This is a genomic window from Klebsiella sp. CN_Kp091 (assembly GCF_040065095.1).
GTDB lineage: Bacteria > Pseudomonadota > Gammaproteobacteria > Enterobacterales > Enterobacteriaceae > Klebsiella > Klebsiella aerogenes.
In genome coordinates, this window is the sequence record NZ_JBEAIO010000044.1 from 47,891 (window position 1) to 70,947 (window position 23,057).

General features: G+C 53.0%; 26 protein-coding genes. 10 read left to right on the forward strand and 16 right to left on the reverse strand.

The window, feature by feature from the left end; genetic code table 11:
• Positions 1–14: 14 nt before the first annotated feature.
• A complete protein-coding gene (locus tag ABLV17_RS18600; protein ID WP_087860258.1) occupies positions 15–1,079 on the forward strand; it encodes a sugar ABC transporter substrate-binding protein in 1,065 nt (354 codons plus the stop codon).
• 8 nt (positions 1,080–1,087) lie between these two features.
• On the opposite strand, the gene mtnK is transcribed toward ABLV17_RS18600, so the two are convergent.
• Positions 1,088–2,287 carry an S-methyl-5-thioribose kinase gene (gene mtnK, locus ABLV17_RS18605; protein ID WP_308957899.1) on the reverse strand — a complete coding sequence of 400 codons (1,200 nt, stop codon included), beginning with the start codon at positions 2,285–2,287 and terminating at the stop codon, positions 1,088–1,090.
• A gap of 104 nt (positions 2,288–2,391) precedes the next feature.
• Between mtnK and mtnA the strand changes: the two genes are divergently transcribed.
• Positions 2,392–3,417 carry an S-methyl-5-thioribose-1-phosphate isomerase gene (gene mtnA, locus ABLV17_RS18610; protein WP_308957900.1) on the forward strand — a complete coding sequence of 342 codons (1,026 nt, stop codon included), beginning with the start codon at positions 2,392–2,394 and terminating at the stop codon, positions 3,415–3,417.
• 25 nt (positions 3,418–3,442) lie between these two features.
• Entirely contained in the window at positions 3,443–4,048 is a 606-nt protein-coding gene (locus ABLV17_RS18615; protein WP_087860255.1) for a methylthioribulose 1-phosphate dehydratase, read from the forward strand.
• Positions 4,049–4,051: 3 nt separating this feature from the next.
• Here the strand turns inward: ABLV17_RS18615 and ABLV17_RS18620 are convergent, their stop codons facing one another.
• Both ABLV17_RS18620 and mtnC read right to left on the reverse strand, forming a co-directional pair.
• Positions 4,052–4,594 (reverse strand): acireductone dioxygenase, encoded by a 543-nt coding sequence (locus tag ABLV17_RS18620; protein ID WP_308957901.1) that lies wholly within the window; start codon positions 4,592–4,594, stop codon positions 4,052–4,054.
• Positions 4,591–5,280 carry an acireductone synthase gene (gene mtnC, locus ABLV17_RS18625; protein ID WP_087860253.1) on the reverse strand — a complete coding sequence of 230 codons (690 nt, stop codon included), beginning with the start codon at positions 5,278–5,280 and terminating at the stop codon, positions 4,591–4,593. Before mtnC ends, ABLV17_RS18620 begins: the two co-directional genes overlap by 4 nt.
• 184 nt (positions 5,281–5,464) lie before the next feature.
• On the opposite strand from mtnC, the gene ABLV17_RS18630 reads away from it, so the two are divergent.
• Entirely contained in the window at positions 5,465–6,610 is a 1,146-nt protein-coding gene (locus ABLV17_RS18630) for a pyridoxal phosphate-dependent aminotransferase (RefSeq protein WP_308957925.1), read from the forward strand.
• On the opposite strand, the gene ABLV17_RS18635 is transcribed toward ABLV17_RS18630, so the two are convergent.
• From ABLV17_RS18635 to dsbG, 4 genes are all read right to left on the reverse strand, one after another.
• Positions 6,611–7,237, reverse strand: a complete 627-nt coding sequence (locus ABLV17_RS18635) for a ParB/RepB/Spo0J family partition protein (protein WP_087860251.1) — start codon at positions 7,235–7,237, stop codon at positions 6,611–6,613.
• Entirely contained in the window at positions 7,222–8,445 is a 1,224-nt protein-coding gene (locus ABLV17_RS18640) for a DUF3440 domain-containing protein (protein ID WP_087860250.1), read from the reverse strand. The genes ABLV17_RS18635 and ABLV17_RS18640 overlap by 16 nt, the downstream gene beginning before the upstream one ends.
• A gap of 149 nt (positions 8,446–8,594) precedes the next feature.
• Positions 8,595–9,497 carry a LysR family transcriptional regulator gene (locus ABLV17_RS18645; protein WP_087860249.1) on the reverse strand — a complete coding sequence of 301 codons (903 nt, stop codon included), beginning with the start codon at positions 9,495–9,497 and terminating at the stop codon, positions 8,595–8,597.
• A gap of 193 nt (positions 9,498–9,690) precedes the next feature.
• On the reverse strand, positions 9,691–10,443 hold the full coding sequence (gene dsbG / locus ABLV17_RS18650; protein ID WP_087860248.1) for a thiol:disulfide interchange protein DsbG: 753 nt from the start codon (positions 10,441–10,443) through the stop codon (positions 9,691–9,693).
• A gap of 402 nt (positions 10,444–10,845) precedes the next feature.
• Here dsbG and ahpC point away from each other — a divergent pair, with 402 nt between their 5' ends.
• Both ahpC and ahpF read left to right on the forward strand, forming a co-directional pair.
• A complete protein-coding gene (ahpC, locus tag ABLV17_RS18655) occupies positions 10,846–11,409 on the forward strand; it encodes an alkyl hydroperoxide reductase subunit C (protein WP_004859485.1) in 564 nt (187 codons plus the stop codon).
• A gap of 128 nt (positions 11,410–11,537) precedes the next feature.
• Positions 11,538–13,103, forward strand: coding sequence for an alkyl hydroperoxide reductase subunit F (gene ahpF / locus ABLV17_RS18660; protein WP_015367747.1), 1,566 nt, complete (start codon positions 11,538–11,540; stop codon positions 13,101–13,103).
• Between the two features lie 86 nt (positions 13,104–13,189).
• Here ahpF and uspG read toward each other — a convergent pair whose 3' ends face one another.
• From uspG to dcuC, 4 genes are all read right to left on the reverse strand, one after another.
• Entirely contained in the window at positions 13,190–13,618 is a 429-nt protein-coding gene (uspG, locus tag ABLV17_RS18665; RefSeq protein ID WP_015367746.1) for a universal stress protein UspG, read from the reverse strand.
• A 189-nt stretch (positions 13,619–13,807) separates the two neighbouring features.
• On the reverse strand, positions 13,808–14,218 hold the full coding sequence (gene rnk, locus ABLV17_RS18670; RefSeq protein WP_015367745.1) for a nucleoside diphosphate kinase regulator: 411 nt from the start codon (positions 14,216–14,218) through the stop codon (positions 13,808–13,810).
• A 172-nt stretch (positions 14,219–14,390) separates the two neighbouring features.
• Positions 14,391–15,188: a ribonuclease I gene (gene rna / locus ABLV17_RS18675; protein ID WP_087860247.1), complete on the reverse strand. Its 798-nt coding sequence runs from the start codon at positions 15,186–15,188 to the stop codon at positions 14,391–14,393.
• Positions 15,189–15,281: 93 nt separating this feature from the next.
• Positions 15,282–16,655 carry an anaerobic C4-dicarboxylate transporter DcuC gene (gene dcuC / locus ABLV17_RS18680; protein ID WP_087860246.1) on the reverse strand — a complete coding sequence of 458 codons (1,374 nt, stop codon included), beginning with the start codon at positions 16,653–16,655 and terminating at the stop codon, positions 15,282–15,284.
• A gap of 291 nt (positions 16,656–16,946) precedes the next feature.
• On the opposite strand from dcuC, the gene pagP reads away from it, so the two are divergent.
• A complete protein-coding gene (gene pagP, locus ABLV17_RS18685) occupies positions 16,947–17,522 on the forward strand; it encodes a lipid IV(A) palmitoyltransferase PagP (protein ID WP_271032758.1) in 576 nt (191 codons plus the stop codon).
• Between the two features lie 193 nt (positions 17,523–17,715).
• The gene (gene cspE / locus ABLV17_RS18690) at positions 17,716–17,925 is read left to right on the forward strand and encodes a transcription antiterminator/RNA stability regulator CspE (RefSeq protein ID WP_012542460.1); all 210 of its coding nucleotides are present in this window, start codon (positions 17,716–17,718) and stop codon (positions 17,923–17,925) included.
• Positions 17,926–17,982: 57 nt separating this feature from the next.
• On the opposite strand, the gene crcB is transcribed toward cspE, so the two are convergent.
• Positions 17,983–18,366, reverse strand: coding sequence for a fluoride efflux transporter CrcB (crcB, locus tag ABLV17_RS18695; protein ID WP_087860424.1), 384 nt, complete (start codon positions 18,364–18,366; stop codon positions 17,983–17,985).
• Positions 18,367–18,455: 89 nt separating this feature from the next.
• Here crcB and ABLV17_RS18700 point away from each other — a divergent pair, with 89 nt between their 5' ends.
• Positions 18,456–19,244: a deaminated glutathione amidase gene (locus ABLV17_RS18700; RefSeq protein WP_348854537.1), complete on the forward strand. Its 789-nt coding sequence runs from the start codon at positions 18,456–18,458 to the stop codon at positions 19,242–19,244.
• A 138-nt stretch (positions 19,245–19,382) separates the two neighbouring features.
• Positions 19,383–19,589: a twin-arginine translocase subunit TatE gene (tatE, locus tag ABLV17_RS18705; RefSeq protein WP_045381457.1), complete on the forward strand. Its 207-nt coding sequence runs from the start codon at positions 19,383–19,385 to the stop codon at positions 19,587–19,589.
• A gap of 203 nt (positions 19,590–19,792) precedes the next feature.
• Here tatE and lipA read toward each other — a convergent pair whose 3' ends face one another.
• The 4 genes from lipA to ybeD all read right to left on the reverse strand — a co-directional run bounded on the left by lipA (position 19,793) and on the right by ybeD (position 23,039).
• A complete protein-coding gene (gene lipA / locus ABLV17_RS18710) occupies positions 19,793–20,758 on the reverse strand; it encodes a lipoyl synthase (RefSeq protein WP_308957904.1) in 966 nt (321 codons plus the stop codon).
• Between the two features lie 181 nt (positions 20,759–20,939).
• Positions 20,940–21,890 carry a YbeF family transcriptional regulator gene (locus tag ABLV17_RS18715; RefSeq protein WP_087860244.1) on the reverse strand — a complete coding sequence of 317 codons (951 nt, stop codon included), beginning with the start codon at positions 21,888–21,890 and terminating at the stop codon, positions 20,940–20,942.
• Positions 21,891–22,033: 143 nt separating this feature from the next.
• The gene (gene lipB / locus ABLV17_RS18720; protein ID WP_087860243.1) at positions 22,034–22,675 is read right to left on the reverse strand and encodes a lipoyl(octanoyl) transferase LipB; all 642 of its coding nucleotides are present in this window, start codon (positions 22,673–22,675) and stop codon (positions 22,034–22,036) included.
• A 100-nt stretch (positions 22,676–22,775) separates the two neighbouring features.
• Positions 22,776–23,039 (reverse strand): DUF493 family protein YbeD, encoded by a 264-nt coding sequence (gene ybeD, locus ABLV17_RS18725; protein ID WP_015367736.1) that lies wholly within the window; start codon positions 23,037–23,039, stop codon positions 22,776–22,778.
• Positions 23,040–23,057 lie beyond the last annotated feature (18 nt).

The window sequence follows — 23,057 nt, forward strand, 5'->3', positions numbered from 1 at the left end:
ACAGGGTAAACAAAATGAAAAAGATAGCACTTTCTCTTATAGCGCTGGGCCTGCTGCAGTCGATGGCAGCGCTGGCGCAGACCCCGACGCCGGTTCCGGCGGCGATCGCTGAGCATAACGGCCCGATCCGCATCGCGGTGATTCGCAATCTCGGTTCTGACGATAACACTACCCAGTTTGTCGCCGGGGCGATTCAGGAAGGTAAAAAGCTCGGTTTTAAAGTCAGCGCCTTCCTGAGCAACGGTGATGACGCCAAATTCCAGGACTTCGTCAATCAGGCCATTAGCCAGAAATATGACGGTATTATTCTTTCCCAGGGGCGCGACCCGTACTCGACCGCGCTGGTGAAAAAGGCGGTCGATGCCGGGATCAAAGTCGCGGTGTTCGATACCGCGGTGCAGGGATCCATCCCCGGCGTGACGGTTAGCCAGCAGGATGACGCCTCGTTGACCGAGCTCTCTTTTGGCCAACTGGTGAAAGATTTCAACGGCAAGGCCAACATTATCAAGCTGTGGGTGGCCGGCTTCCCGCCAATGGAACGCCGGCAGGCGGCCTACCAGACGCTGCTTAAACAAAATCCGGGGATTAAAGAGCTGGAGTCTATCGGCGCCGTTTCATCCGACGTGCAGGGTGACACCGCTAACAAAGTCGGCGCGATTCTGGCCAAGTATCCGAAAGGGAAAATCGACGCCATCTGGGGCACCTGGGATGCCTTTAGCCAGGGGGCCTATAAGGCGCTGAAAGAAAACGGACGCAGCGAAATCAAACTCTACAGCATCGATATTTCCAATCAGGATTTACAGCTGATGCGGGAAGCCGGTAGTTCGTGGAAGGTTAGCGTGGCGGTCGACCCGAAACTCATCGGCGCCACCAACGTGCGCTTGATTGCCAATAAGATTGCCGGAGAAAGCACCCCGGCTACCTACGATTTCAAAGCGGCGGCGATCCCGCAGGCGCTGTTGGCGGCACAGCCGGGGGCGGTCAACGTGGCGTCGCTGGGGAAAATAATCCCGGGCTGGGGGCAGACCGAAGATTTTATTGCCCCGTGGTTTGCCACGCTGGAAGCTCAACATAAATAATCACGCGTTTAGCTGTACTGACGCACGCGGGCGATAAGTTCGTCCACGCTATCGATACGCTCGGCGATGACGATCAGCGCTTTGCCGAGCGTAATTGCGTGGCGCAGACATTCGTGGCGCATGGCCGTGTCCTGAATAGAATCGATATCGGCGACGTGTGAAAGCCCGACGCTGCGGCGTATCAGTTCGGTTCCGCAGAATCCAATAGCATCGCACCAAACCTTTTTGAGGAATACTGAGGCGTAACCGGGGCAGGCCAGCGCGGTATCGCGGGTTTTCTCCGTCGCTAACGCCTGGAAACGCTCGCTGAAGGTATGCCACAAGGTCTGAATATCGTTGAGCCGCTGTTCGCGCGCGGCGGCGGCATCGCGAATGCCGAGATGACCGGGCAAACCGCAGTAGTTAAGCAGCAAGTTGCCAATGGCGGTGCCGACGTCAAAACCGATTGGGCCGAAATAGCCAAATTCGGCATCGATGGCTTTAAGGCTATTTTCAGCGACGAAGATGGAGCCGCTATGAATATCGCCGTGCAGCAGGGCTTCGGCCTGTGAGAAAAAGCGGTGCTTCAGCGCCGCGACAGCCAGTTTAAGCTGAGCGTCCTCACGCAGGGCGGCAACCTCTTCTTCCAGCTCCGCCGGGTAGTTATTGCGCTCGTGGATCTGATACGGATCGTTAAAAAACAGATCCTCGGTGATCTCGCACATTTCCGGATTAATAAATTGCGCCACCTGCGCTTTTTTCTCATGCGGATGGAGATAGAAATCGCTGGTGTGGAACAGCGTCTGCGCCAGATATTCGCCCAACTGGCTTGCTGCCTGCGGATAGTAGACGTTGCCGATAAGCTCGCCGCGCCAGATACGGTGGTCGGAAAGGTCTTCCATTACCATCACCGCCAGAGCGGGATCGAAATGAAGAATCTGTACCGTATGCTGCGGGCTGTGCTGATAGTGGGCGACCAGGGTCTGCGCTTCGAGGCGCGCGCGGTCCAGTGTCAGCGGCCAGGATTCGCCGACGCAGCGCACGTAGGGCAGCGCCTGCTTAACAATAATTCGGCTCACGCCCTGAGCATCGAAAATTTTGAACACCAGATTGAGGTTGCCGTCGCCTACCTCCTGCGCCGACACCAGCTCAGACGGATCGTCGAGCCCGCCAAATTGTTGTGCGTAAGCCACCGCATCGCTGGCCGTGAAGGTATGGTATTGCGACATTGCCTCGATCCTCAAAAGTGCTGAATTAAGCCGTTCAGACGTCTATACATCTGGATTTCATCCTGACACAATGTGATACAACAACGCAACAGGGATTTAACGATATGCAGACACTACAGACCACCAGCCTGCGGGTAAGCAAAAATCAGCTTTTTATTCTCGATCAACAGGCATTGCCGCAGGAAAAACGCTGGCTGGCGGCGGATAACGTTGCGCTGCTGGTGGACCATATTCATGCTTTGCGGGTGCGCGGCGCGCCGTTGATTGGTCTCTCCGCCAGCCTGTTGCTGGCGCTGTTGGCGCAGCGCGGCTTATCCCGCGACGAGCTCGCTCAGGCGCTGGAAACCCTGCGCGCGGCGCGGCCGACGGCGGTCAATCTGATGAATAATCTCGATCGTATGAAGCAGGCGCTGGCGCAGGAAGACTATCCGCAGGCGCTGGAGACTGAAGCGCTGCGTCTGATTGCGGAAGATAAACAGCTGTGCGCCAGCATTGCCGAAGCTGGCAATGCGCTGGTCACGCCGGGTAGCCGTTTGTTGACCCACTGTAATACCGGTGGTTTGGCGACGGCGGGGGTTGGCACCGCGCTGGGGGTTATCGCTTTGGCCCATGAACAGGGCAAGGTGGCTAACGTCTGGGTCGATGAGACGCGGCCGCTGCTGCAGGGCGGCCGCCTGACCGCCTGGGAACTGGGGGAGCTGGGCGTGCCGTATCAGCTTATTACCGACTCCATGGCCGCCAGCCTGATGGCGCAGGGGCAGGTTGATGCGGTATGGGTCGGTGCGGATCGTATCGCCGCCAACGGCGACGTGGCGAATAAAATTGGGACCTATTCGCTGGCGGTGCTGGCTCACTATCATCGCATTCCTTTCTACGTGGCGGCGCCGCAAACCACTCTCGATCGCCACTGCCCGAACGGCGCGGCGATCCCGATTGAACAGCGTGCGGCGCAAGAGGTGACCGGCGTAAAAGGCAGCTTTGGCGCCGTGCAGTGGGCGCCAGAAAACGCGCCGGTTTACAACCCTGCCTTTGATGTGACGCCAGCGTCGTTAATCAGCGGTTGGGTGCTGGATAGCGGCGTGGTCACGCCACAGCAGGTGGCGGACGGCATATTTGCGCCGCTGGCGTAACGGTTAACATCGATAAGGAACGATTATGTGGCAAGAGCGACTCGCACAACTGGTGACCACCTGTCACTGGATTGGCGCGAAAGGGTGGGCGCCGGCAACCGGCGGCAATATGTCAGTACGCGAGGATGCGCGCTGGTGTTGGTTAAGCGAATCGGGGCGCGATAAGGGCAGCCTGACCCGCGACGATTTTTTGCAGGTGGACATCGCCAGCAATCGCGCGCCGTCGGGACGTAAACCGTCGGCGGAGACCGGGTTGCATACGCTGGTTTATCGTCTGTTTCCGCAAGCGAACGTCGTGCTGCACGTGCATACCGTGCACGCCACGGTGCTCTCACGTCTTGAAACCAGCGATACCCTGCAGCTGCAGGGCTATGAAATGCAAAAAACGCTGAGCGGGCAGCATAGCCATCTCGATAGCGTACCGGTGGCGATTTTTGATAACGATCAGGATATTGAGGCGCTGGCGGCGCGGATTGAAGCGTATGCCCGTAGCCATCCTTTACGTTATGGATTTTTGATCCGCGGCCACGGTTTAACCTGTTGGGGCAGGGATGTTAGCGAGGCGCGGCGTCAGTTGGAAGGGCTCGAATTTCTCTTCGAATGCGAGCTGCTGCGCCGCCGCTATGCATAAAGGTTAGGGTAAGCGCGGGTAGGCATTGGCGATAGCATCGCCGGTGAACTGCGCTATCCAGCCTTCCGGATTGTCAAAAATACGAATGGCGGTGAAATTCGGCTCCGAACCCATATCGAACCAGTGTGGGGTATTTGCCGGGACGGAGATCAGATCGTTCTTTTCGCACAGCACCTGAAAGACTTCATCGCCGATATGCAGGCAAAACAGCCCGGCGCCTTCGACAAAGAAGCGCACTTCATCTTCGCCATGGGTATGCTCATTGAGGAATTTTGCCCGCAGCGCCTCTTTCTGCGGATTATCCGCTCGCAGGCTAATGACGTCCCAGCTCTGATAGCCCTTTTCAGCCACCAGTTTATCAATTGCGTGCTGATAGGCCGCAATAACGGTTTCAGCGCTTGGCGCCGGGCCAAGGTTGCGATCGGCCTGCCAGCGCTCGAAGCGCACCCCTTTCGCGCGCAATTGCTGTTGGATCTCATCGGCGTTGCTGCTTTGCCAGCGTGGATGGCTGGCATCGTTAACGGAAAAAATAGTTAATGCGCTCATGAAGGAAGTTGCTCCGGGTCGATGTCGTCAAAACGCTGAACCTGTGGATGATGGCTGGCCGGATCGCGGTCGCCGCGTACTAGCTGCAGAGTGCGGAAACCCGCTTCTTCAGCGGCGTCCAGTTCCTGATGAATATCAGAGAGGAACAGAATGCGCGCCGGGCTATGCCCCAGTTGCTCAGCGATGGTGCGATAGGATTGAACTTCGCGTTTGGCGCCGACCAGGGTATCGAAATAGCCGCTAAAGAGATGAGTAATATCACCTTCGTCGCTGTAGCCAAATAACAATTTCTGCGCGGCGACCGAGCCTGAGGAATATACATATAAATCAATGCCCATTGCCTTCCATTTCTCCAGCGACGGCAGAACATCGGGGTAAAGATGGCCGGTAAAATCACCGTTCAGATAGCCTTCGCGCCAGATAATGCCCTGCAGCGCTTTCAGCGCCGTCGATTTACGATCCTCATCCATGAAGCGGAATAGCGTCTCGATAAGCGCTGCGGTGCTGGCTTCGGGGGCGGCGATTTCCGTACGCAGATTGTCGAGAATGGTACTGACCGGCTCGACATATTGCTGCGCGGTGACAAATGCGGCCAGCCGCTCGCGGGCGTAGGGGAATAAGACGTTATGGACGAAGCGAATGTCGCTGGTGGTGCCTTCAATATCGGTCACGATAGCGCGGATCATGGTATCTCCAGAGTGGATAGTGCGCCGTGCTGCCGGTGGCGTCGGTTTGCCGCCTGCCTGCGGCAAGCGAAATAACGTTAGCATTTAGACGTCTAAGCGTCTTGATTGCCAAATATTAACATCGTGTTATAGTGGCTTCAACAACAGCATTACAATCGGAACGAAGATAATGAGCAATAAGCCACTGATTCCTGAGAGTAAACTCCCTGCATTAGGCACCACCATTTTTACCCAGATGAGCGCGCTGGCGCAGCAGCATCAGGCCATCAATCTATCACAAGGTTTCCCGGATTTTGACGGCCCGCGCTATTTACAGGAACGCCTGGCGTGGCATGTCGCCCAGGGAGCCAACCAGTATGCTCCGATGACCGGCGTACCGGCGCTGCGCGAAGCCATTGCCGATAAAACCGCTGAACTTTATGGCTATCGCCCGGATGCTAATAGCGAAGTGACCGTGACCGCCGGCGCGACTGAAGCGCTGTATGCGGCGATCACCGCGCTGGTCAGAGCCGGCGATGAGGCGATCTGCTTTGACCCGAGCTATGACAGCTACGCGCCGGCGGTAGAGCTTTCCGGCGGCGTGCTGAAGCGGATTGCTCTGCAGCCGCCGCATTTCCGCGTTGACTGGCAGCAGTTTGCCGCCACGTTAAGCGACCGCACCCGTTTGGTCATTCTTAATACGCCGCATAATCCATCAGCCACCGTCTGGCAGCGGGAAGATTTTGCCGCGCTGTGGCAGGCGATCGCCGGGCGGGAAATTTACGTTATTAGCGACGAAGTGTATGAGCATATCTGTTTTGCAGAGCAGGGGCACGCCAGCGTGCTGGCTCATCCGCAGTTGCGTGAACGGGCGGTAGCGGTCTCTTCTTTCGGTAAAACCTTTCATATGACCGGCTGGAAAGTGGGTTATTGCGTGGCGCCTGCCGCCATCAGCGCCGAGCTGCGTAAAGTGCACCAGTATTTAACCTTTGCCGTTAATACGCCGGCTCAGCTGGCGCTGGCGGATATGCTGCGCGCGCAGCCGGAGCACTACCGCGAGCTGCCTGCGTTTTATCAGGAGCGCCGGGATCTGTTTATTGATGCGCTACGCGACAGCCGGCTGGAGATCCTGCCGTGTGAAGGCACCTACTTCCTGCTGGCGGACTATAGCGCCATCTCTGACCTTGATGACGTCAGCTTCTGTCGCTGGCTGACCACGGACGTCGGCGTGGCGGCGATCCCGCTATCGGTATTCTGCGCCGATCCGTTCCCGCATAAGTTGATTCGCCTGTGCTTCGCCAAGCAGCCGGAAACCCTGCTGGCGGCGGCAGAGCGTCTGCGCAACCTGTAGCTATTTCACCGTCCACGCCTGGGAAAATTGACGGTCGCCGAACATCTCGGCCAGACCGTTAATTTGCTTCAGGCGCAACACTTCATCGGCATCCATCCCCAGCTCTTTACTGATTTTTGCGTTGCTCCAACCGAGATTGGCCAGCTCGCGGACAATTTCCGACATCGCGTGAATCTGATGACGTCCGCGGGCCCGATTGTGGCGAATAGTGGCGGCCATCAGGGCATCGCGCGGATGGCTATTCTCCGTCAAACAGGTTACCGGTAAATATCCCTTGAGCCGCTTTTTTAATGACACTTTGCTGCTAACCAGTTCGTGGCGGTGAAAACCGTCAATGATGGTATAACGCTTTGGCTGCTGATGCTGCACCACGATAGGTTGCGTAAAGCCGTTGGCCTCCAGCGAAGTTAACAACAGCCGCTTTTCCGGCGGTGCAAGATTGTTAGGGTTGTAGTCATTGGGAACCACTTCTTCCTCTTTAACCCATAGCACGCAGTCAACCGGCTGGTTGCGAAAAGGGCTATGGCGGTGCAGAGCCTGGCGAAACCGGTTCAGCGCGTCGATTTTTTCCTCTTCCGGCAGCGCGGCCAGATACTCTTCTATCTGGGTTATTAGTCGTTGTTGCATAACAGTCCCCATTGTTGGCGTTTTTTACTTATGCGCTCGCAGTAGTTTTTATAGCGGGTGGCCTTAGTTGGGCTAAATGAAAGCTGGCGACACCAGTAATCATTGTTTAATAACACTTTGCAGACGCGTCGCCATGAAGGGATATCCCGGGTGCCGATGTCGCTCTCCTGGCTATCGGGGATATCGTCCATTCCCTGTTTTTGATACCAATGCAGATAGACCGCGATTTTGTTGCGATAGTGCTCGGCGGTTTGCCGCGGCATGCTATCCAGCAGAAACAGGGCATAACTCTTCCAGCTGTGGTGCCCGGGTTTATCGAGCTTACGGTGACCATAGAATTTGTTGTCATATCCGGCATAAATACCGCCGCTGTGCACGCCGTTTACGCGCTGGCAGATGGCTGCCCAGCGCTCAGGTTCCAGCACGTGATACAGCCAGAGTCCCTGGCGCTGCTCCGGGCCAAAAGGTTCGCAGATCCGCATATAGCGTAGCGGCACCCCGGCCTGATACATCAGATCGTAAAGGGGGTTATAGGTATGGCCGCTTTTGCTAAACCACGTCCAGATATCGGCGGTTTTCCAGTCATAGATCGGGTAGATGTACCAGGTATGACCGCCCGGCGCCGATGTTGTCCATGGCTTGTCATCGGCAAAGCGCAGCTTGCGCTGCGATGAGATGGTCATAAAACGATTAAGCGATTCATCTGCCCGGATACCCACCATCATTGCCGCCGGGCGGTTTTGCGAAAACCAGTCGGCGAAATCACGAACGAACTCTTCAAAGCTCATTCCGCATCTATAAAACGGAAAATAGCCGGGATCGGTAATAGCGTCAGCGGGCGGCTGGCGTACCCAGTTGACGCCAGGTTCCCAGCATTGCCACTCCGGCGAAAACTGCGTCAGTGAGTTTTGCGTGGTGAGCGGCAGGGCCACCCAATAAAATTTTTCAATAACATCCTGGTATTCGGTGCGAATATTTTCGCAATGCTGAATGGTGCAGGAAAATTGCGCTTCCCAATCAATAAACAGCACGCTGAATTTCTTGCCCATTTGCCGGGCGCAAAGCGCCGCCAGGTGCAGCATAGTGGTGGAGTCTTTTCCACCGGAGAAAGAGATGCAGATGCGTGAAAAATTTTCTAATACCCACTGTATCCGCTGCTGGCTTGCTTGAAGAACGGACTCGGGTAATGGAATTTTTATTAATGACATTACCATTAATCCTTTAATGTGATAGGTACGATTTCACGGATAGTGTAGAACACATTAATGGTAAGGTTAATATATATTAGTAATGTTTCACCTGGTTCATAAATGGAGGTCCACAATATATTTGTTATGTGAATATATTGTGGGTTTAATTAATCGGTGTTTTTATGTCTGCTGATAAAAGCAGCAAATTTAGGATTGTTAAGTGATGAACGATTGTAAATCATATATGTCTTGATGGGCGGTACGGGGTGTGGCTGAATGATTTCATGAAAATCAAATGAACCTTTAAAGTACTCCAGTACGTGTCTGGCCATATAACCGATAAAATCACTTTGATGAATCATGGTTAAAATAGCTATCAACGAGTTGCTTTGGAACGCAATTCTACGATTGGTAAATATATTTTCATTTTGATTTTGAAATAATTTCACACCTGGATCATTAGAAATATAATAAGTGAATCCTTCCTTCTCAATCGCTTCCTGTGTATTAAGTAACGCCTTTCTTGGGTGATCTTTACGGCAAATCAGAACCACCTCAATTTCCTGAAATGGTTGGCATACGACACTATGATTTGAGATTGGCGTTAGACTATAAACCAGATCCGCTTTTCGATAGGCCATCAAATCATCAGCGCTCTCCGAAGATAAAAGAAGATCGCGGTGTTCAATTTGGAGGTTTGGATCCTGATATAAATCATTGATCAAATCCATTGTACCAGGGGCAACAAACAATTGTGGGCTATAAATAACAAATCTTTTACTTAATTCAGAATGATTGGCAATATTAATTGTTTTTTCTAATTGATTGAGGTTCTGTTCCAGGTGATGATGTAAATTCACCCCAACGATCGTTGGCGTTATCCCCTTGCCCGAACGGACAAATAGCGGATCGTTTAATTGATTGCGTAACCGCTGCAGCGACTGACTAACCGCAGAAGGGGTAATAAACAGCGTTTCTGCGGCTTTACTGATACTAAGGTGTTGATAAATACACTCGAAGATAACCAACAGGTTTAGATCGAATTTTTTTAAGTCATAAAGGTTGGCCATGCTTAACGTCCTGTTTATGTTGCATCGAGGCGAACGGATTACTATTTCTTCCCGTTATAAATTTGGGGCGATGCCATGAATTATCATTATTATAGCTAAATCTACAATTAATCCCTACTAAATGTATACCAACCAATCGCTTTCCGCCAGATCCTTTTTTGTCCTTAAGACTCTGGCGGAAATACGTTATTTTTTACTGCTGTTTTTCACCCATCATCACCTGCAGTTTCTCTTTATCAGGTAACCCCACTACCTGCTGCAGCATGTTGTCTTTATTCATATAGTAAATAGCCGGGGTGGCATTAGCGCCGAGATCATCCATCAGCTGCTGGTTGACATTCAGTGTCCTCATCAACGCTGCAGGGATATCTGCCGGTACGTTTAGCTTCATTTTGCCGTTGGACTGTTCGTAATCATGCCAGGTTTGCGCCGGATCTTTGCTGGCCAGAATGGCTGCCGCGGTGGCCGGGCTCTCTGGTTTAATCACGCCGACCAATAAGGTGCGCAGCTGCACCTTACCGGATTCAACCCACGGTCGCGCCTGTTGCCAGAACTGTTTACAGTAAGGGCAGAAAGGGTCGGCAAACACATAAAGGACGATGGGCGCCTCTTTTTTGCCTTCCAGTAGCCAATCAGCGGATTCGAGTTTTTTCCACATCGCCTGTCCCGCCGGGGTATAGAGCTCTTTCTGGAAAAGCTGTTCGCTCAGATTGTTGCCTTTTTCGTCGTACATATAGCCGGAAATGGCGTGTTTACCGTCGGGGGTGAGATAGATAGCAACACCCATATCCTGATATTTTCCGAGCCAGCCTTTGACGCCACCGGGAGCTTCAAAGGGCTTAATGATAGTAATACCCTGTTTTTCTATCGCTTTTACGGGGGCAGGGAGGTCTTCGGCATAGCTGCACAACGGCAACAGGCTCAGGAAAAGCAGTCGTTTTAACATGAGTATTCCTTTTAAATCAGAATCTAATGCGAAGTGGTGGTGAAACCTATCGCAGTCATAGATAAGACCTGCCGGGCGTTTGGTTGCCCTTTAGTTCGGCGAATGATGTAATCCTTCATGCTGTTACATTAAGGTGTAGAGCGCAACATATTGCCAGCCATTCTGGCGCTGAAGCTACCTGCGGGTATTTCAGGTAACGGGGCCGCCTGAGAGGGCGGCCTTTTTACTTTTAGCGAAATGAGGCGAAACACGGGTAAAAACCGCGATCGCGACGGCAGGTTCACAAAGTTGTCTTGTGGCGGTTGTTAGATAACGCTTATTGATTTGATAATGCAAACGCATTGGTCGAGTCAGGAAAAATTCGTTAACTTAGACCTCAACAAAAACACGGAGGAAGTATCGATGTCTTTAATTAATACCAAAATCAAACCTTTCAAAAACCAGGCATTCAAAAACGGTGAATTCATCGAAGTTACCGAAAAAGATACTGAAGGCCGCTGGAGCGTCTTCTTCTTCTACCCGGCTGACTTCACTTTCGTTTGCCCGACTGAACTGGGCGACGTGGCTGACCATTACGAAGAACTGCAGAAACTGGGCGTAGACGTGTACTCTGTATCTACCGACACCCACTTCACCCACAAAGCGTGGCACAGCAGCTCTGACACCATCGCTAAAATCAAATACGCGATGATCGGCGACCCGACTGGCGCCCTGACCCGTAACTTCGACAACATGCGTGAAGATGAAGGTCTGGCTGACCGCGCGACCTTCGTCGTTGACCCGCAGGGTATCATCCAGGCAATCGAAGTTACCGCTGAAGGTATCGGCCGTGATGCGTCTGACCTGCTGCGTAAAATCAAAGCCGCTCAGTACGTTGCTTCCCACCCAGGCGAAGTGTGCCCGGCTAAGTGGAAAGAAGGTGAAGCGACGCTGGCTCCTTCTTTAGATCTGGTTGGTAAGATCTAATTCGTTTTATTCCCGCTAATCAACGGGCGTACCCGCGCCCGTTTTATTCCAACACCATGATGCAAGCGCATTCAGGCTGCCTGATAAAGGCCGCTTGCATGATGATGTTTTAAGCCCAGGAGATAAAAATGCTCGACACCAACATGAAAACCCAGCTCAAGGCCTATCTTGAGAAGCTGACCAAACCTGTTGAGCTGATTGCCACGCTGGATGACAGCGCTAAATCGGCAGAGATCAAGGAACTGTTGGCTGAAATCGCTGAACTGTCAGACAAAGTTACCTTTAAAGAAGACAATACGTTGGCGGTACGTAAGCCATCGTTCCTGATTACTAATCCAGGTTCCAACCAGGGCCCGCGTTTTGCTGGTTCTCCACTGGGACATGAATTCACCTCATTAGTGCTGGCGCTGCTGTGGACCGGCGGCCATCCGTCGAAAGAAGCGCAGTCGCTGCTGGAACAGATCCGCAATCTTGACGGTGATTTTGAGTTTGAGACCTACTACTCGCTCTCTTGCCACAACTGCCCTGACGTGGTGCAGGCGCTGAACCTGATGGCGGTGCTTAACCCGCGTATCAAACACACGGCGATTGATGGCGGGACCTTCCAGAATGAAATCACCGATCGCAACGTGATGGGCGTACCGGCGGTGTTTGTGAATGGTCAGGAATTTGGTCAAGGTCGTATGACGCTGACTGAAATCGTTGCCAAAGTGGATACCGGCGCGGAAAAACGTGCGGCGGAAGAGCTTAACAAACGCGATGCTTATGACGTTCTGATTGTGGGTTCCGGCCCGTCTGGCGCCGCGGCGGCGGTATACTCCGCGCGTAAAGGCATTCGTACCGGCCTGATGGGCGAACGCTTCGGCGGCCAGGTACTGGATACCGTAGATATCGAAAACTATATTTCCGTACCGAAAACCGAAGGTCAGAAGTTGGCGGGGGCGCTGAAAGCGCACGTCAGTGAGTATGATGTTGATGTGATTGATTCACAAAGCGCGGCAAAACTGATCCCGGCAGCCGTCGAAGGCGGCCTGCATCAGATTGAAACCGCCTCCGGCGCGGTGCTGAAAGCGCGCAGCGTGATCATCGCGACCGGCGCCAAATGGCGTAACATGAACGTACCGGGTGAAGACCAATACCGGACTAAAGGCGTAACCTACTGCCCGCACTGCGACGGCCCGCTGTTTAAAGGTAAACGCGTGGCGGTGATTGGCGGCGGTAACTCCGGCGTTGAAGCGGCGATTGATCTGGCGGGCGTCGTTGAGCACGTGACGCTACTGGAATTCGCACCAGAAATGAAAGCCGACCAGGTGCTGCAGGACAAAGTACGCAGCCTGAAAAATGTCGATATTATTCTCAACGCCCAGACTACCGAAGTGGTTGGCGACGGTAGCAAGGTGACGGGGCTGCAGTACCGTGACCGTGTCAGCGGCGATGAGCATCATGTCGCGTTAGCCGGTATTTTTGTCCAGATCGGCCTGTTGCCGAATACCAACTGGCTGGAAGGTACGGTTGAGCGTAACCGCATGGGTGAAATCATCATCGATGCCAAATGTGAAACCAACGTGAAGGGCGTGTTTGCGGCCGGTGACTGCACCACCGTACCGTACAAGCAAATTATTATCGCCACTGGCGAAGGCGCGAAAGCTTCTCTGAGCTCATTCGATTATCTGATTCGCACCAAAAGCGCATAAACATAAAAAGTCGTAAGACAATACCTGCATACAGCAAAGAGGCGACCATAGGGTCGCCTCTTTTTTTTGCTTATTTCACCGTTTCGTTATCTCACGACCATCACCGGAATATGCGCATGACGGATGACGCTTGAGGCGTTTGAACCCAGCAAATGGGTGCTGATCGACGGATTGCGGGAACCAATTACTACTACGTCAGCTTTTATTTCATTGGCCAGTTCATTAACCATATCGCGTACATTGCCGAAACGTACATGGCTCTTGATGCGTGAAGGGTCGATGCTGAAGTGGCCGACCATGGTCTGCAAGCGGGTTTCCGCTTCATGCTGCAAATGCTCTTCAAAGCGGCGTAGATCGGCGGTAAAACGGCTCATGGTGAAGCTGGATGAGCCGGGTAAGACGTGAAGTAAATGAATAATGCCGTCCTGTTGGGCAAGAAACTCTGCATGGCGGACAGCCTTGTCGCTCAGCTCCATTTCAAAGACATCAACCGGCATAATGATAGTTTTATACATATGCATTTCTCCTTGTTTGTCTGTTTCTATATCAACATATTATACAAGGATAGTGTGGCATTCAGGTCGCAAAACTGTATACGCCGTCACGAGATGAGGTAAAACTTTGTCAGACAGGAAAGGAAAACAGAAAGAGGATGGCGAAGCATCCTCTGAATAAAGCGTCAAACGCCTCAGGCAGCGGGGAACTTAGCGGTGGAATTCGCCTGCGGCTTCCGGCTGGTACAGCAGCTCCAGCACTTCCAGATGCGCCGATGCGCCGCCAGGCAACTCCCAGTGAATGGAGGTGCCGACTTTCAGCCCAAGCAGCGCTGCGCCAACCGGCGCCAGAACCGAAAGCTGAGTGGCGCTATCGGTGGCCTGAGCCGGGAAGACCAGAGTCCGCACGCGTTCTTCGCCGCTGGTTAAATCGCGAAAGCGGACTTTGCTGTTCATGCTCACGACGTCGTGCGGCATTGCTTCCGGCGCGAGCATTTGCGCACGATCCAGTTCGTCGTTCAGGGCATCGGCGACCGGCGAATTAGCGTAAGCCGGTTGCTCAAGCAGTCTGTCGATACGTTCAGCATCGAATTCGTTAATAATGATTGCGGGTCTGGTCATTGCATACTCCATGTTATCCAGGAACCTTTTCCGTAAAAGAAAACCCTCGCCGAAAGGGGCAAGGGTTAATGTCCCTTCATCATACTGAGACTTGCCTGATGTTTGAAGTGATTAAGCGCACATTCAGCGCATCATGAGCAAAAGCAGATGAAGTGGGCGCATCGCCCTGTTATCAAGAACCGACTTTGTCCAGAACAAACTGCTTAGCGCAGTTGCCCGGATGCGGCTGCGGCAGGAACGAATCTGCGCCCAACGGAGAATTGATAGCGCCAGCTTTGATGGAAATTTGCATTTCCGTTAAATAAGCCGGGTTGCCGTCGCAGGTTAATTTAAAGGCTTTGACGTTTTGCGCGCCATACGCTTTGGCGACGGCGGCATCAAAATCGCTACGGCTAACGGTTTGTCCGTAGTGTTTTGCCAGAAAATCACCGATTGCGCTTTGCTTCACTTCGCCATTCAGGCGCACCATCGTACCGAAGTAGCTATCCGGATCGAAGCCGAAACAGACGCCATGCTTGGCATACTCATAACGTTCCAGACAAGAGTTCCCGCCAGAACCCGGCATCACGCTATTCAGCTTATTAGCCATTTCCAGCGACAGCCCGGTTTCCGCGGCCTGGCATTTACGTCCGGCTTTGACTTCCGGCATATTGGGGATCGGGCGCGTCGCGCAGCCGTAGCGCATCCAGCGGCGCTCGTCGACGCCGCGTGAGGCGATCGACTTCGGCAGGCCCGGCCATAGGCCGTGTACCGTCAGAAAATCGGCTTTGTTGCGTTCGTCCTGCTGTAGCCGGCACTCCTCGGGCTCATTACGGTTACTATCCAGCATGCTCTGACAAAAACCGGTTTGCCAGGACAGTGCCAGCACGTAACGATCGAAATCACCGTATTTCGTCGCGGTAAGCGGCTCTGCGCCAACCTGCGTTGCGCCGAGTAAAAGGGCAATGGCGACGACATCCTTCCTGAACATTTTTATTCCTGATAGTGGGAGATGATTAATTGCTGGGATTTATTAAAGCATAAAAAAGACGCCTGCTGGCGCCTTTTCACTGTGGTTTGTAGTTTATTGAACCGCGGCGCCGGGGACCAGAATCTCGGTGGCGACGATCACCACTAACAGGCCGACGATAACGGGGACCGAGGTGCGCTTAACGACTTCAAATGGCGAAATCTTCGCCATTCCCGCCACCGCCACCACCACGCCGGAAACCGGTGAAATAGTGCGTCCCAAATTCGACGCCTGCAACATAGGGATCGACAGGTAAGCCGGATTGATGCCGGAAGAGTGGGCAAGCTTCGGGATCATCTCTACGAAGGCATAAAATGGCGCGTTGCCGGAGCCGGTGGTCATCGCCGCCAGCATGGTCAGAATCACCAGCACCAGCATCAGAATGATACTGGCGGAACCGAACGAGGTGGCTATGGAGATAAGTCCGTCGATAAAACCGATAGTGCTCAGACCCTGGGCAAATACGCCGGCCGCGACCAATAGCATGACGACGCTGGCGAAGGCGTCAGCCATACCGCGATAGGCGGCTTCCAGCCCGGCGAAGACCTTTTTAGTGTCAAAACTGCGCAGGAATTCCAGTACCGAAGCCAGCACCATACAGAGCACCAGAATAGTGATGATGTGTAATTCAGGACCCCATTTGCCGTCGAAAATCAGCACCCCGATAATCGGCGTGAAAGGTAGAATAGCGTACAGCGCCGGCGCGGTGGTGGTTATCTCGTTGACGTCGAGCATTTCGTGCGAGGCGTTCTCTTTTTTATCGAGGTAGCGCTGCCAGAAGAAGTGAGCGATGGCCATACAGACGATAGCGGCAATCGAGATAGGCAAGGTGGTTTTGAACGCGAAATCGATTAGCGGCATTTCGGCAGCTTTGGCCGCCAGTACTACGTCACCGGAGGTCGGAGACAGGATCAACGCGGCAGGGGAGGCGCAAATCGCCGCCGCGGCGCCGCGGCTGATGCCGACGTTGACCATTACCGGGAACAGCGTCGCCATCAGCAGCACACCCAGGCCGGTCGCTGAGGAGACCGCCAGCGACATCAGACAGGCGAGGAAGTAGGCGGCAATCATCAACAGATAAGGTGAGTTAATATATCGCAGCGGTTTAGAGGCCAGTTTAACCACCATATCGTTGGCGCCGATATGCGTCATATAGGTGGCGAAGCCGCAGAGCATCATAATCATCATACCGAGGTCGCCGCCGCGGCTCATGAGCAGTATTTTAATATACTCGAAGATGTCGGTCGCGGTGTAACCCGTACTGGCGGCGCTGGCCGGGAGAACCTTATGCCCCATGATGGCGCTGGCGATAAGTAAGACTAAACCGCCGACAAACAGCACTCCTGTCGCGGAATAGCCTTTTATAATGTAGCGGGCGACGCCCACAATAACCACGACCCCGATTAGGATCTCAACAAGCGTAAGCATACTTTACCCCTAAGCCATTAACCCAAAGAATCTGCTGATATCTAAAGCACTACAAAAATTAAGTGAGGGAATGTGCCCAAAAAACGGACAGAACTTGCTGACCCAAATCAATAAACTACTGAGAATTGACTAATCGGAACCTGCGGCGCGGCTAACATCACAAAAGTCGTCTCCCAGGATGCGGTTTTTGCCATGGCGCAATTCAGGATTTTGCCTTATTCCGTTAACAGTCTATTAAGATTACATTTGTTACTTTACTTCGTTTTTAAAATTGAAATCGGTAATAGAGAAGTGTTGAAACTACGTCAATTTACATTATTTATGCTTGCGCTGTCCGGCCTGCTGCTGTCGTCCGGTTATGCTAACGCCTCGTTCTCGTCAACGCTCCGCGATGGCTACAATACGCTGACGGACAATGTCTCGCAAACCTGGAACGAGCCTGAGCACTACGATTTGTACGTTCCGGCGATCACCTGGCACGCGCGTTTTGCCTATGACAAAGAGAAAACCGATAAGTACAACGAACGCCCGTGGGGCGCGGGATTTGGCGTGTCGCGTTGGGACGATAAAGGAAACTGGCACGGCCTGTATCTGATGGCGTTTAAGGATTCCTTTAATAAGTGGGAGCCGATTGGCGGCTATGGCTGGGAAAAAACCTGGCGTCCGCTGGCCGATGACAACTTCCACCTTGGCCTTGGTTACACCCTTGGTGTAACGGCGCGCGATAACTGGAACTATATCCCGATCCCGGTAGTGCTGCCGCTGGCCTCGATTGGCTACGGCCCGGCGACGTTCCAGATGACCTACATCCCCGGCACTTATAACAACGGCAACGTTTATTTTGCCTGGGCGCGCATTCAGTTTTAATCGTTATAACGTAGTGACAAAAGTGATAAGTTCTTTGTCTTGTTGAAAAACAACGACTAACGTAACTGCCGGCTATAAAGATAGAGACTTTTATCACTTTTTAAGAAAGTTACGCTGGACAAAAGGCATCACAATTGATGTACTGGTATCCGACACAGCATTAGTGTCGTTTTTTAATTTAAAGGTAATTTTGATGTCTAAGATTAAAGGTAACGTTAAGTGGTTTAATGAGTCCAAAGGATTCGGTTTCATTACTCCGGAAGATGGCAGCAAAGATGTATTCGTACACTTCTCTGCAATCCAGTCCAACGGTTTCAAAACTCTGGCTGAAGGTCAGCGCGTAGAGTTCGAAATCACTAACGGTGCCAAAGGCCCTTCTGCTGCAAACGTAATGGCTATCTAACCAACACGTCAGTAGAATATAAAAACCCGCTTATAGCGGGTTTTTTTTTGCCTGTCGTTAACGGGCGGCTGACTGTGAAAATAGCCAGAATGCCGTCGCGGTCATGGTGAAAGAACCAAGCAGGTTGACGAGAACGTTTAGCAACGCCCAGCTGAAACGCCCCTGCTGGAGCAGGAAGACGACTTCTGCGGAAAAGGTGGAGAAGGTCGTCAGGCCGCCACAGAAACCGGTGGTGATGAGCAACTTCCACATAGGATCGACATGCGTCAGACGATTAAACCACGCCAGCCCGGCACCGATAATAAAGGCGCCCAGCAGGTTAGCGACTAGCGTGCCAATAGGAATCGCATGATGCATGGGGTTAAATTTCATGCCCAGCCACCAGCGCAACACGCTGCCGGTTCCGCCGCCAACAAAAACGGCTAAAAGGAGTTGTAACACGGTCATTTCCTGCTAATACGTTAGATAGAGGGTTGAGTGTAGCGCGATAAACGCGTTTTTGGCTATGGATTCGCAAGTGGGAGAAAGAGATGCGGGTAGCTGCGGGACAATTCGCCGTCACGGCGCAGTGGCAAAAAAATGCGCAGACCTGCGTTGAGCTGATGCATCAGGCGGCAGAATGCGGCGCTTCGTTACTGGTCTTGCCCGAGGCGTTACTGGCGCGAGCCGATAACGACCCGGATATGTCGGTAAAATCCGCGCAGGCGCTGGATGGCGGCTTTATACAGCAGTTGCTGGCGGAAAGCCGGCGGAATGACTTAACCACGATATTAACGCTACACGTGCCCTCTGCTGAAGGGCGCTCGAGCAATACGCTGGTGGCGATATGCCGAGGGGCGATTTGCGCACAATACCAGAAACTCCATTTGTACGATGCGTTTAATATGCAGGAGTCACGGCTGGTGGATGCCGGCGAGCAAATCCCGCCGTTAATAGAGGTAAATGGGATGCGAATCGGCTTAATGACCTGCTACGATTTACGCTTTCCCGAATTAGCGCTATCGTTAGCGTTAAAGGGGGCTGATGTGTTGGTGCTTCCGACAGCCTGGGTGCGTGGGCCATTGAAAGAACATCACTGGGCGACGCTGCTGGCGGCAAGGGCGCTGGATACTACCTGCTACATTATTGCGGCAGGCGAGTGTGGAACGCGTAATATCGGCCAGAGCCGGATTATCGACCCGCTCGGTACCACCATTGCTGGCGCCGCAGCCCAGCCGCAGCTGATTTTTGCTGAGATATCCGCAGATTATATTCATCAGGTGCGTGAGAGTTTGCCGGTGCTGCGTAATCGCAGATTTGCGCCACCGCAATTATTGTGACGTTTTTTTAAACAAGGCTTGATTCACCTTGTTACAGATTGCTATTGTGTCGGCGCGTCAAATAGCCGTTAATTGTATGCGTATATGTGTATGATGGCGTATTCGCAGCTTGAGCTTGTATAGAGAAGAAGGTTAGCTATGGGTGAGATTAGTATTACCAAACTGCTGGTAGTCGCAGCGCTGATTATTTTAGTGTTTGGTACCAAAAAATTACGCACGCTGGGTGGAGACCTGGGTTCGGCTATCAAAGGCTTCAAGAAAGCCATGAATGATGACGATGACAGTGCCAAAAAGACCAGCGCTGAGGAAGAAGCGCCGGCACAGAAACTCTCTCATAAAGAGTAATTAATCACGGGCTCCCGATAAGCGGGGGCGCGTCGCGGCCGGGTGTGAAGCTCTGGCGGCAAAGAGGCGGCAGCGTATTCGTTGTCGCCTTTTTTATGGTCGTTATTTGGGATGCGAAAAAGTTGCAACCAGGTGTGACGATAGAAAGGGGCGTTAGCAGGTAAATCTGGCCGCCGCGAACGGCGGCCAAAGAAAGGCAGAGGTTATTTTACTTCCATACCTTTTGCCTGCAGATCGGCATGATAGGAAGAGCGGACGAACGGGCCGCAGGCGGCATGGGTAAAGCCCATCGCCATGGCTTCAGCTTTCATCTCTTCAAACTCTTCCGGGCTGACGTAGCGCTGTACCGGAAGGTGGTGACGGCTCGGCTGCAGGTACTGACCCAGCGTCAGCATAGTGACGCCATGACGGCGCAGATCGCGCATTACTTCGATGATCTCTTCATTGGTCTCGCCAAGACCCACCATCAGACCCGATTTGGTCGGGATTTCCGGATGCGCTTCTTTAAAGCGCTCCAGCAGCTTCAGCGACCAGTTGTAATCTGCGCCCGGACGTACCTGGCGATACAGGCGCGGTACGTTTTCCAGGTTGTGGTTAAACACATCCGGCGGCGTCACTTTCAGGATATCCAGCGCGCGATCCATACGACCACGGAAATCCGGCACCAGCGTTTCAATCTTGATGTTCGGGCTCTTTTCGCGGATAGCGCTGATACAGTCGGCGAAATGCTGCGCGCCGCCGTCACGAAGATCGTCGCGGTCAACGGAAGTCACCACCACGTAGCGCAGACCCATGTCGGCGATGGTTTGCGCCAGTTTTTGCGGCTCATTGGCATCAGGCGCCACCGGACGACCGTGGGCAACATCGCAGAACGGACAACGGCGAGTACAGATAGCGCCGAGGATCATAAAGGTCGCGGTGCCGTGGTTGAAGCACTCGGCAAGGTTCGGGCAAGAGGCTTCTTCGCACACGGAGTGCAGGCCATTCTTACGCATCGCTGCCTTGATCCCCTGAATACGGGACGAGTCAGCCGGAAGTTTGATTTTCATCCATTCCGGTTTTCTGAGCAGAGCTTCACGCTCAGTTGCCACGTTTTTCACCGGGATAAGGGCCATTTTATCGGCGTCGCGGTACTTAACACCGCGTTCCATCACAATGGGTTTACTCATAGCGTGCGTGTTCCAGTTGCGAGTCACGAAGGAAAGCGAATTAATTCAATCAAATGTTGTATTTATCAACTATTTTTGAACTAAGGACAGGCAGTATATCATTGATACGGGGTTGAAAGCAGCCTGGTTACCCGGCAAATTGTAAAATAGTTGTTGTTTTATCCTTTTCCCTCGCGTGCGGTTAGCAGGAATAAGTTTGCACAATAGTGTCGATAATCTCTTTCAGTAACGGCTCCTGGGCGCTTTGTCGGTTGTAATGGAGCGAAATATCAATACGCTGGTCCTGCAGCGGTGGAAAAGGAATCGCTTGTAAATCCCAGATCTTCGCCACCAGCGCGAACATGCTCTCAGGCGTCAGCCCCAGCAAATCGCTATTATTCATCATCGCCGCCTGGGTCAACAGGTTATAGCTGCTAAAACCGCAGCGGCGTTCGCCGATAAATTCATCAAGTTGCCGATGCAGGGTAGGGTAGCGCTGTCCTTCCGGCAGCAGCAGCGCAAACTCAAACTGCTGTAGATTTTCCCGCGTCAGCGGAAGAGGCAAAATGGGATGATCTTTCCGGCAGAACATGACGACCGGTTCGGAAAACAGTACCTGGTGTGCAATGGCCAGCCCGCTATGGTTATAGCTGTCGATCAGCAAATCAACCTGCCGCTGGTTGAGCTGGCTGGCGGCATCGGTAATCGCAATGTTGTGCAGTAATACCTGAGGAAACCTCGGTTTCAACGCATTGGCGATCGTTGGCATCACCAGGGCGCCGATGGTTGGAGTGGTAGCGATGGTGAGCACGCGCTGTTGCTGCGAGCTGCTGCCCAAATCCAGCGCATTGAGAAAGGCTTCCATCCCCTGACTAATATACTGATGCAAGTGAGTGGCAAAAGCCGTCGGCGTCACCCCCTGTCCTTTACGAATAAAGAGCGGGTCAGGGAACAGAGCCCGTAATTTATTGATGGACTGGCTGATGGCCGAAGGGGTGATATTTAGCACCCTCGCCGCGTTGACGATGCCTTTATGCACGTACACCGCTTCGAAGATGGTCAGCAGATTAAGATCGATATTACGCAGAATACGAAAAATCTGCCGATCTTCAGGTTGTTCATTGAGTTCCGATGGGGGATGGTTTTCTGCCACTCAGCGTATCCGGTTGTCGGGTGTATAGCGCTATTATAGCGGGCCGTGGCATTGCGGAACGTGATAATTGATTGCAAATATAAAGTATTAATAATGACTTGCGCAATTTACAGGCGCTCTGAGATTTCAGAGCGCGAAGCTTCTTAAGCGGCTACATACTCATGCGGTGGGTTATTCAGCAGCGCCAGCAGGTTGGCGACCAGCCGCGGCGCGACGTTTTCCGTGGTGGCCTGCGGCTGCCACTGGCGCATTTGCGTCATCTCCATACCGGCATAGCCGCACGGGTTAATGCGCAGGAATGGCGTCAAATCCATTGCCACATTCAGCGCCAGGCCGTGGAAAGAACAGCCTTTACGAATACGCAGCCCCAGCGAACAAATTTTCTGTTCACCAACGTAAACCCCAGGCGCATCGGCGCGTGGGTGGGATTCAATCTGATACTCCGCGAGAGTATTGACCACGGTCTGCTCCAGCAGCGTCACTAATTCACGCACGCCGAGCTTACGCCGTTTAAGATTCAGCAATACATACATCACCTGTTGGCCTGGCCCGTGATAGGTCACCTGGCCGCCGCGATCGCTCTGAATGACCGGGATATCGCCTGGTACCAGCACGTGTTCGGCTTTACCGGCCTGACCCTGAGTGAAGACCGGGTGATGTTCTACCAGCCAGATTTCATCCAGCGTCGTGTCGTCACGGCTGTCGGTAAATTCATGCATTGCCTGCGAGATGGGTTCGTAAGGTTGCAGGCCAAGTTGTCGGATAAGAATGGTATTGTGCTGCAAAACAACGTCTCCGCCGAGAGGGATGACTTAAGTGGGGGAGAGTATATCACAGCGAAAGAGGGAGGATTACCCGGCCCTTGAGGCCGGGTAAGGAGATGGATTACAGCACCATCCGCACGATTTCGATATTGCCCAACTCTTCGTACAGGGCTTCGACCTGCTCAATGTGGGTAGCGTTAATGGTGATGGAGACCGAGTGGTAGTTACCTTTGCTGCTCGGTTTTACTGACGGAGAGTAATCACCAGGCGCATGGCGCTGTACCACTTCCACCACCTGATCAACCAGCTCAGGCAACGCCTGCCCCATTACTTTGTAAGTAAATGGAGTAGGGAATTCAAGCAGTTCGTTAAGTTTGGTTTTCATGTCAGCTCCGGTGTGACG

Bases quoted from the DNA above. Each gene is read 5' to 3' on its own strand.
- ahpC (WP_004859485.1), top strand. From the start codon at position 10,846: ATGTCTTTAATTAATACCAAAATCAAACCTTTCAAAAACCAGGCATTC.
- ABLV17_RS18700 (WP_348854537.1), top strand. From the start codon at position 18,456: ATGCGGGTAGCTGCGGGACAATTCGCCGTCACGGCGCAGTGGCAAAAA.
- ybeD (WP_015367736.1), bottom strand. From the start codon at position 23,039: ATGAAAACCAAACTTAACGAACTGCTTGAATTCCCTACTCCATTTACT.
- ABLV17_RS18615 (WP_087860255.1), top strand. From the start codon at position 3,443: ATGTGGCAAGAGCGACTCGCACAACTGGTGACCACCTGTCACTGGATT.
- uspG (WP_015367746.1), bottom strand. From the start codon at position 13,618: ATGTATAAAACTATCATTATGCCGGTTGATGTCTTTGAAATGGAGCTG.
- mtnC (WP_087860253.1), bottom strand. From the start codon at position 5,280: ATGATCCGCGCTATCGTGACCGATATTGAAGGCACCACCAGCGACATT.
- rna (WP_087860247.1), bottom strand. From the start codon at position 15,188: ATGTTCAGGAAGGATGTCGTCGCCATTGCCCTTTTACTCGGCGCAACG.
- ABLV17_RS18645 (WP_087860249.1), bottom strand. From the start codon at position 9,497: ATGGCCAACCTTTATGACTTAAAAAAATTCGATCTAAACCTGTTGGTT.
- ABLV17_RS18620 (WP_308957901.1), bottom strand. From the start codon at position 4,594: ATGAGCGCATTAACTATTTTTTCCGTTAACGATGCCAGCCATCCACGC.
- ahpF (WP_015367747.1), top strand. From the start codon at position 11,538: ATGCTCGACACCAACATGAAAACCCAGCTCAAGGCCTATCTTGAGAAG.
- dcuC (WP_087860246.1), bottom strand. From the start codon at position 16,655: ATGCTTACGCTTGTTGAGATCCTAATCGGGGTCGTGGTTATTGTGGGC.
- dsbG (WP_087860248.1), bottom strand. From the start codon at position 10,443: ATGTTAAAACGACTGCTTTTCCTGAGCCTGTTGCCGTTGTGCAGCTAT.
- tatE (WP_045381457.1), top strand. From the start codon at position 19,383: ATGGGTGAGATTAGTATTACCAAACTGCTGGTAGTCGCAGCGCTGATT.
- cspE (WP_012542460.1), top strand. From the start codon at position 17,716: ATGTCTAAGATTAAAGGTAACGTTAAGTGGTTTAATGAGTCCAAAGGA.
- ABLV17_RS18640 (WP_087860250.1), bottom strand. From the start codon at position 8,445: ATGTCATTAATAAAAATTCCATTACCCGAGTCCGTTCTTCAAGCAAGC.
- mtnA (WP_308957900.1), top strand. From the start codon at position 2,392: ATGCAGACACTACAGACCACCAGCCTGCGGGTAAGCAAAAATCAGCTT.
- rnk (WP_015367745.1), bottom strand. From the start codon at position 14,218: ATGACCAGACCCGCAATCATTATTAACGAATTCGATGCTGAACGTATC.
- mtnK (WP_308957899.1), bottom strand. From the start codon at position 2,287: ATGTCGCAATACCATACCTTCACGGCCAGCGATGCGGTGGCTTACGCA.
- lipA (WP_308957904.1), bottom strand. From the start codon at position 20,758: ATGAGTAAACCCATTGTGATGGAACGCGGTGTTAAGTACCGCGACGCC.
- ABLV17_RS18600 (WP_087860258.1), top strand. From the start codon at position 15: ATGAAAAAGATAGCACTTTCTCTTATAGCGCTGGGCCTGCTGCAGTCG.
- ABLV17_RS18635 (WP_087860251.1), bottom strand. From the start codon at position 7,237: ATGCAACAACGACTAATAACCCAGATAGAAGAGTATCTGGCCGCGCTG.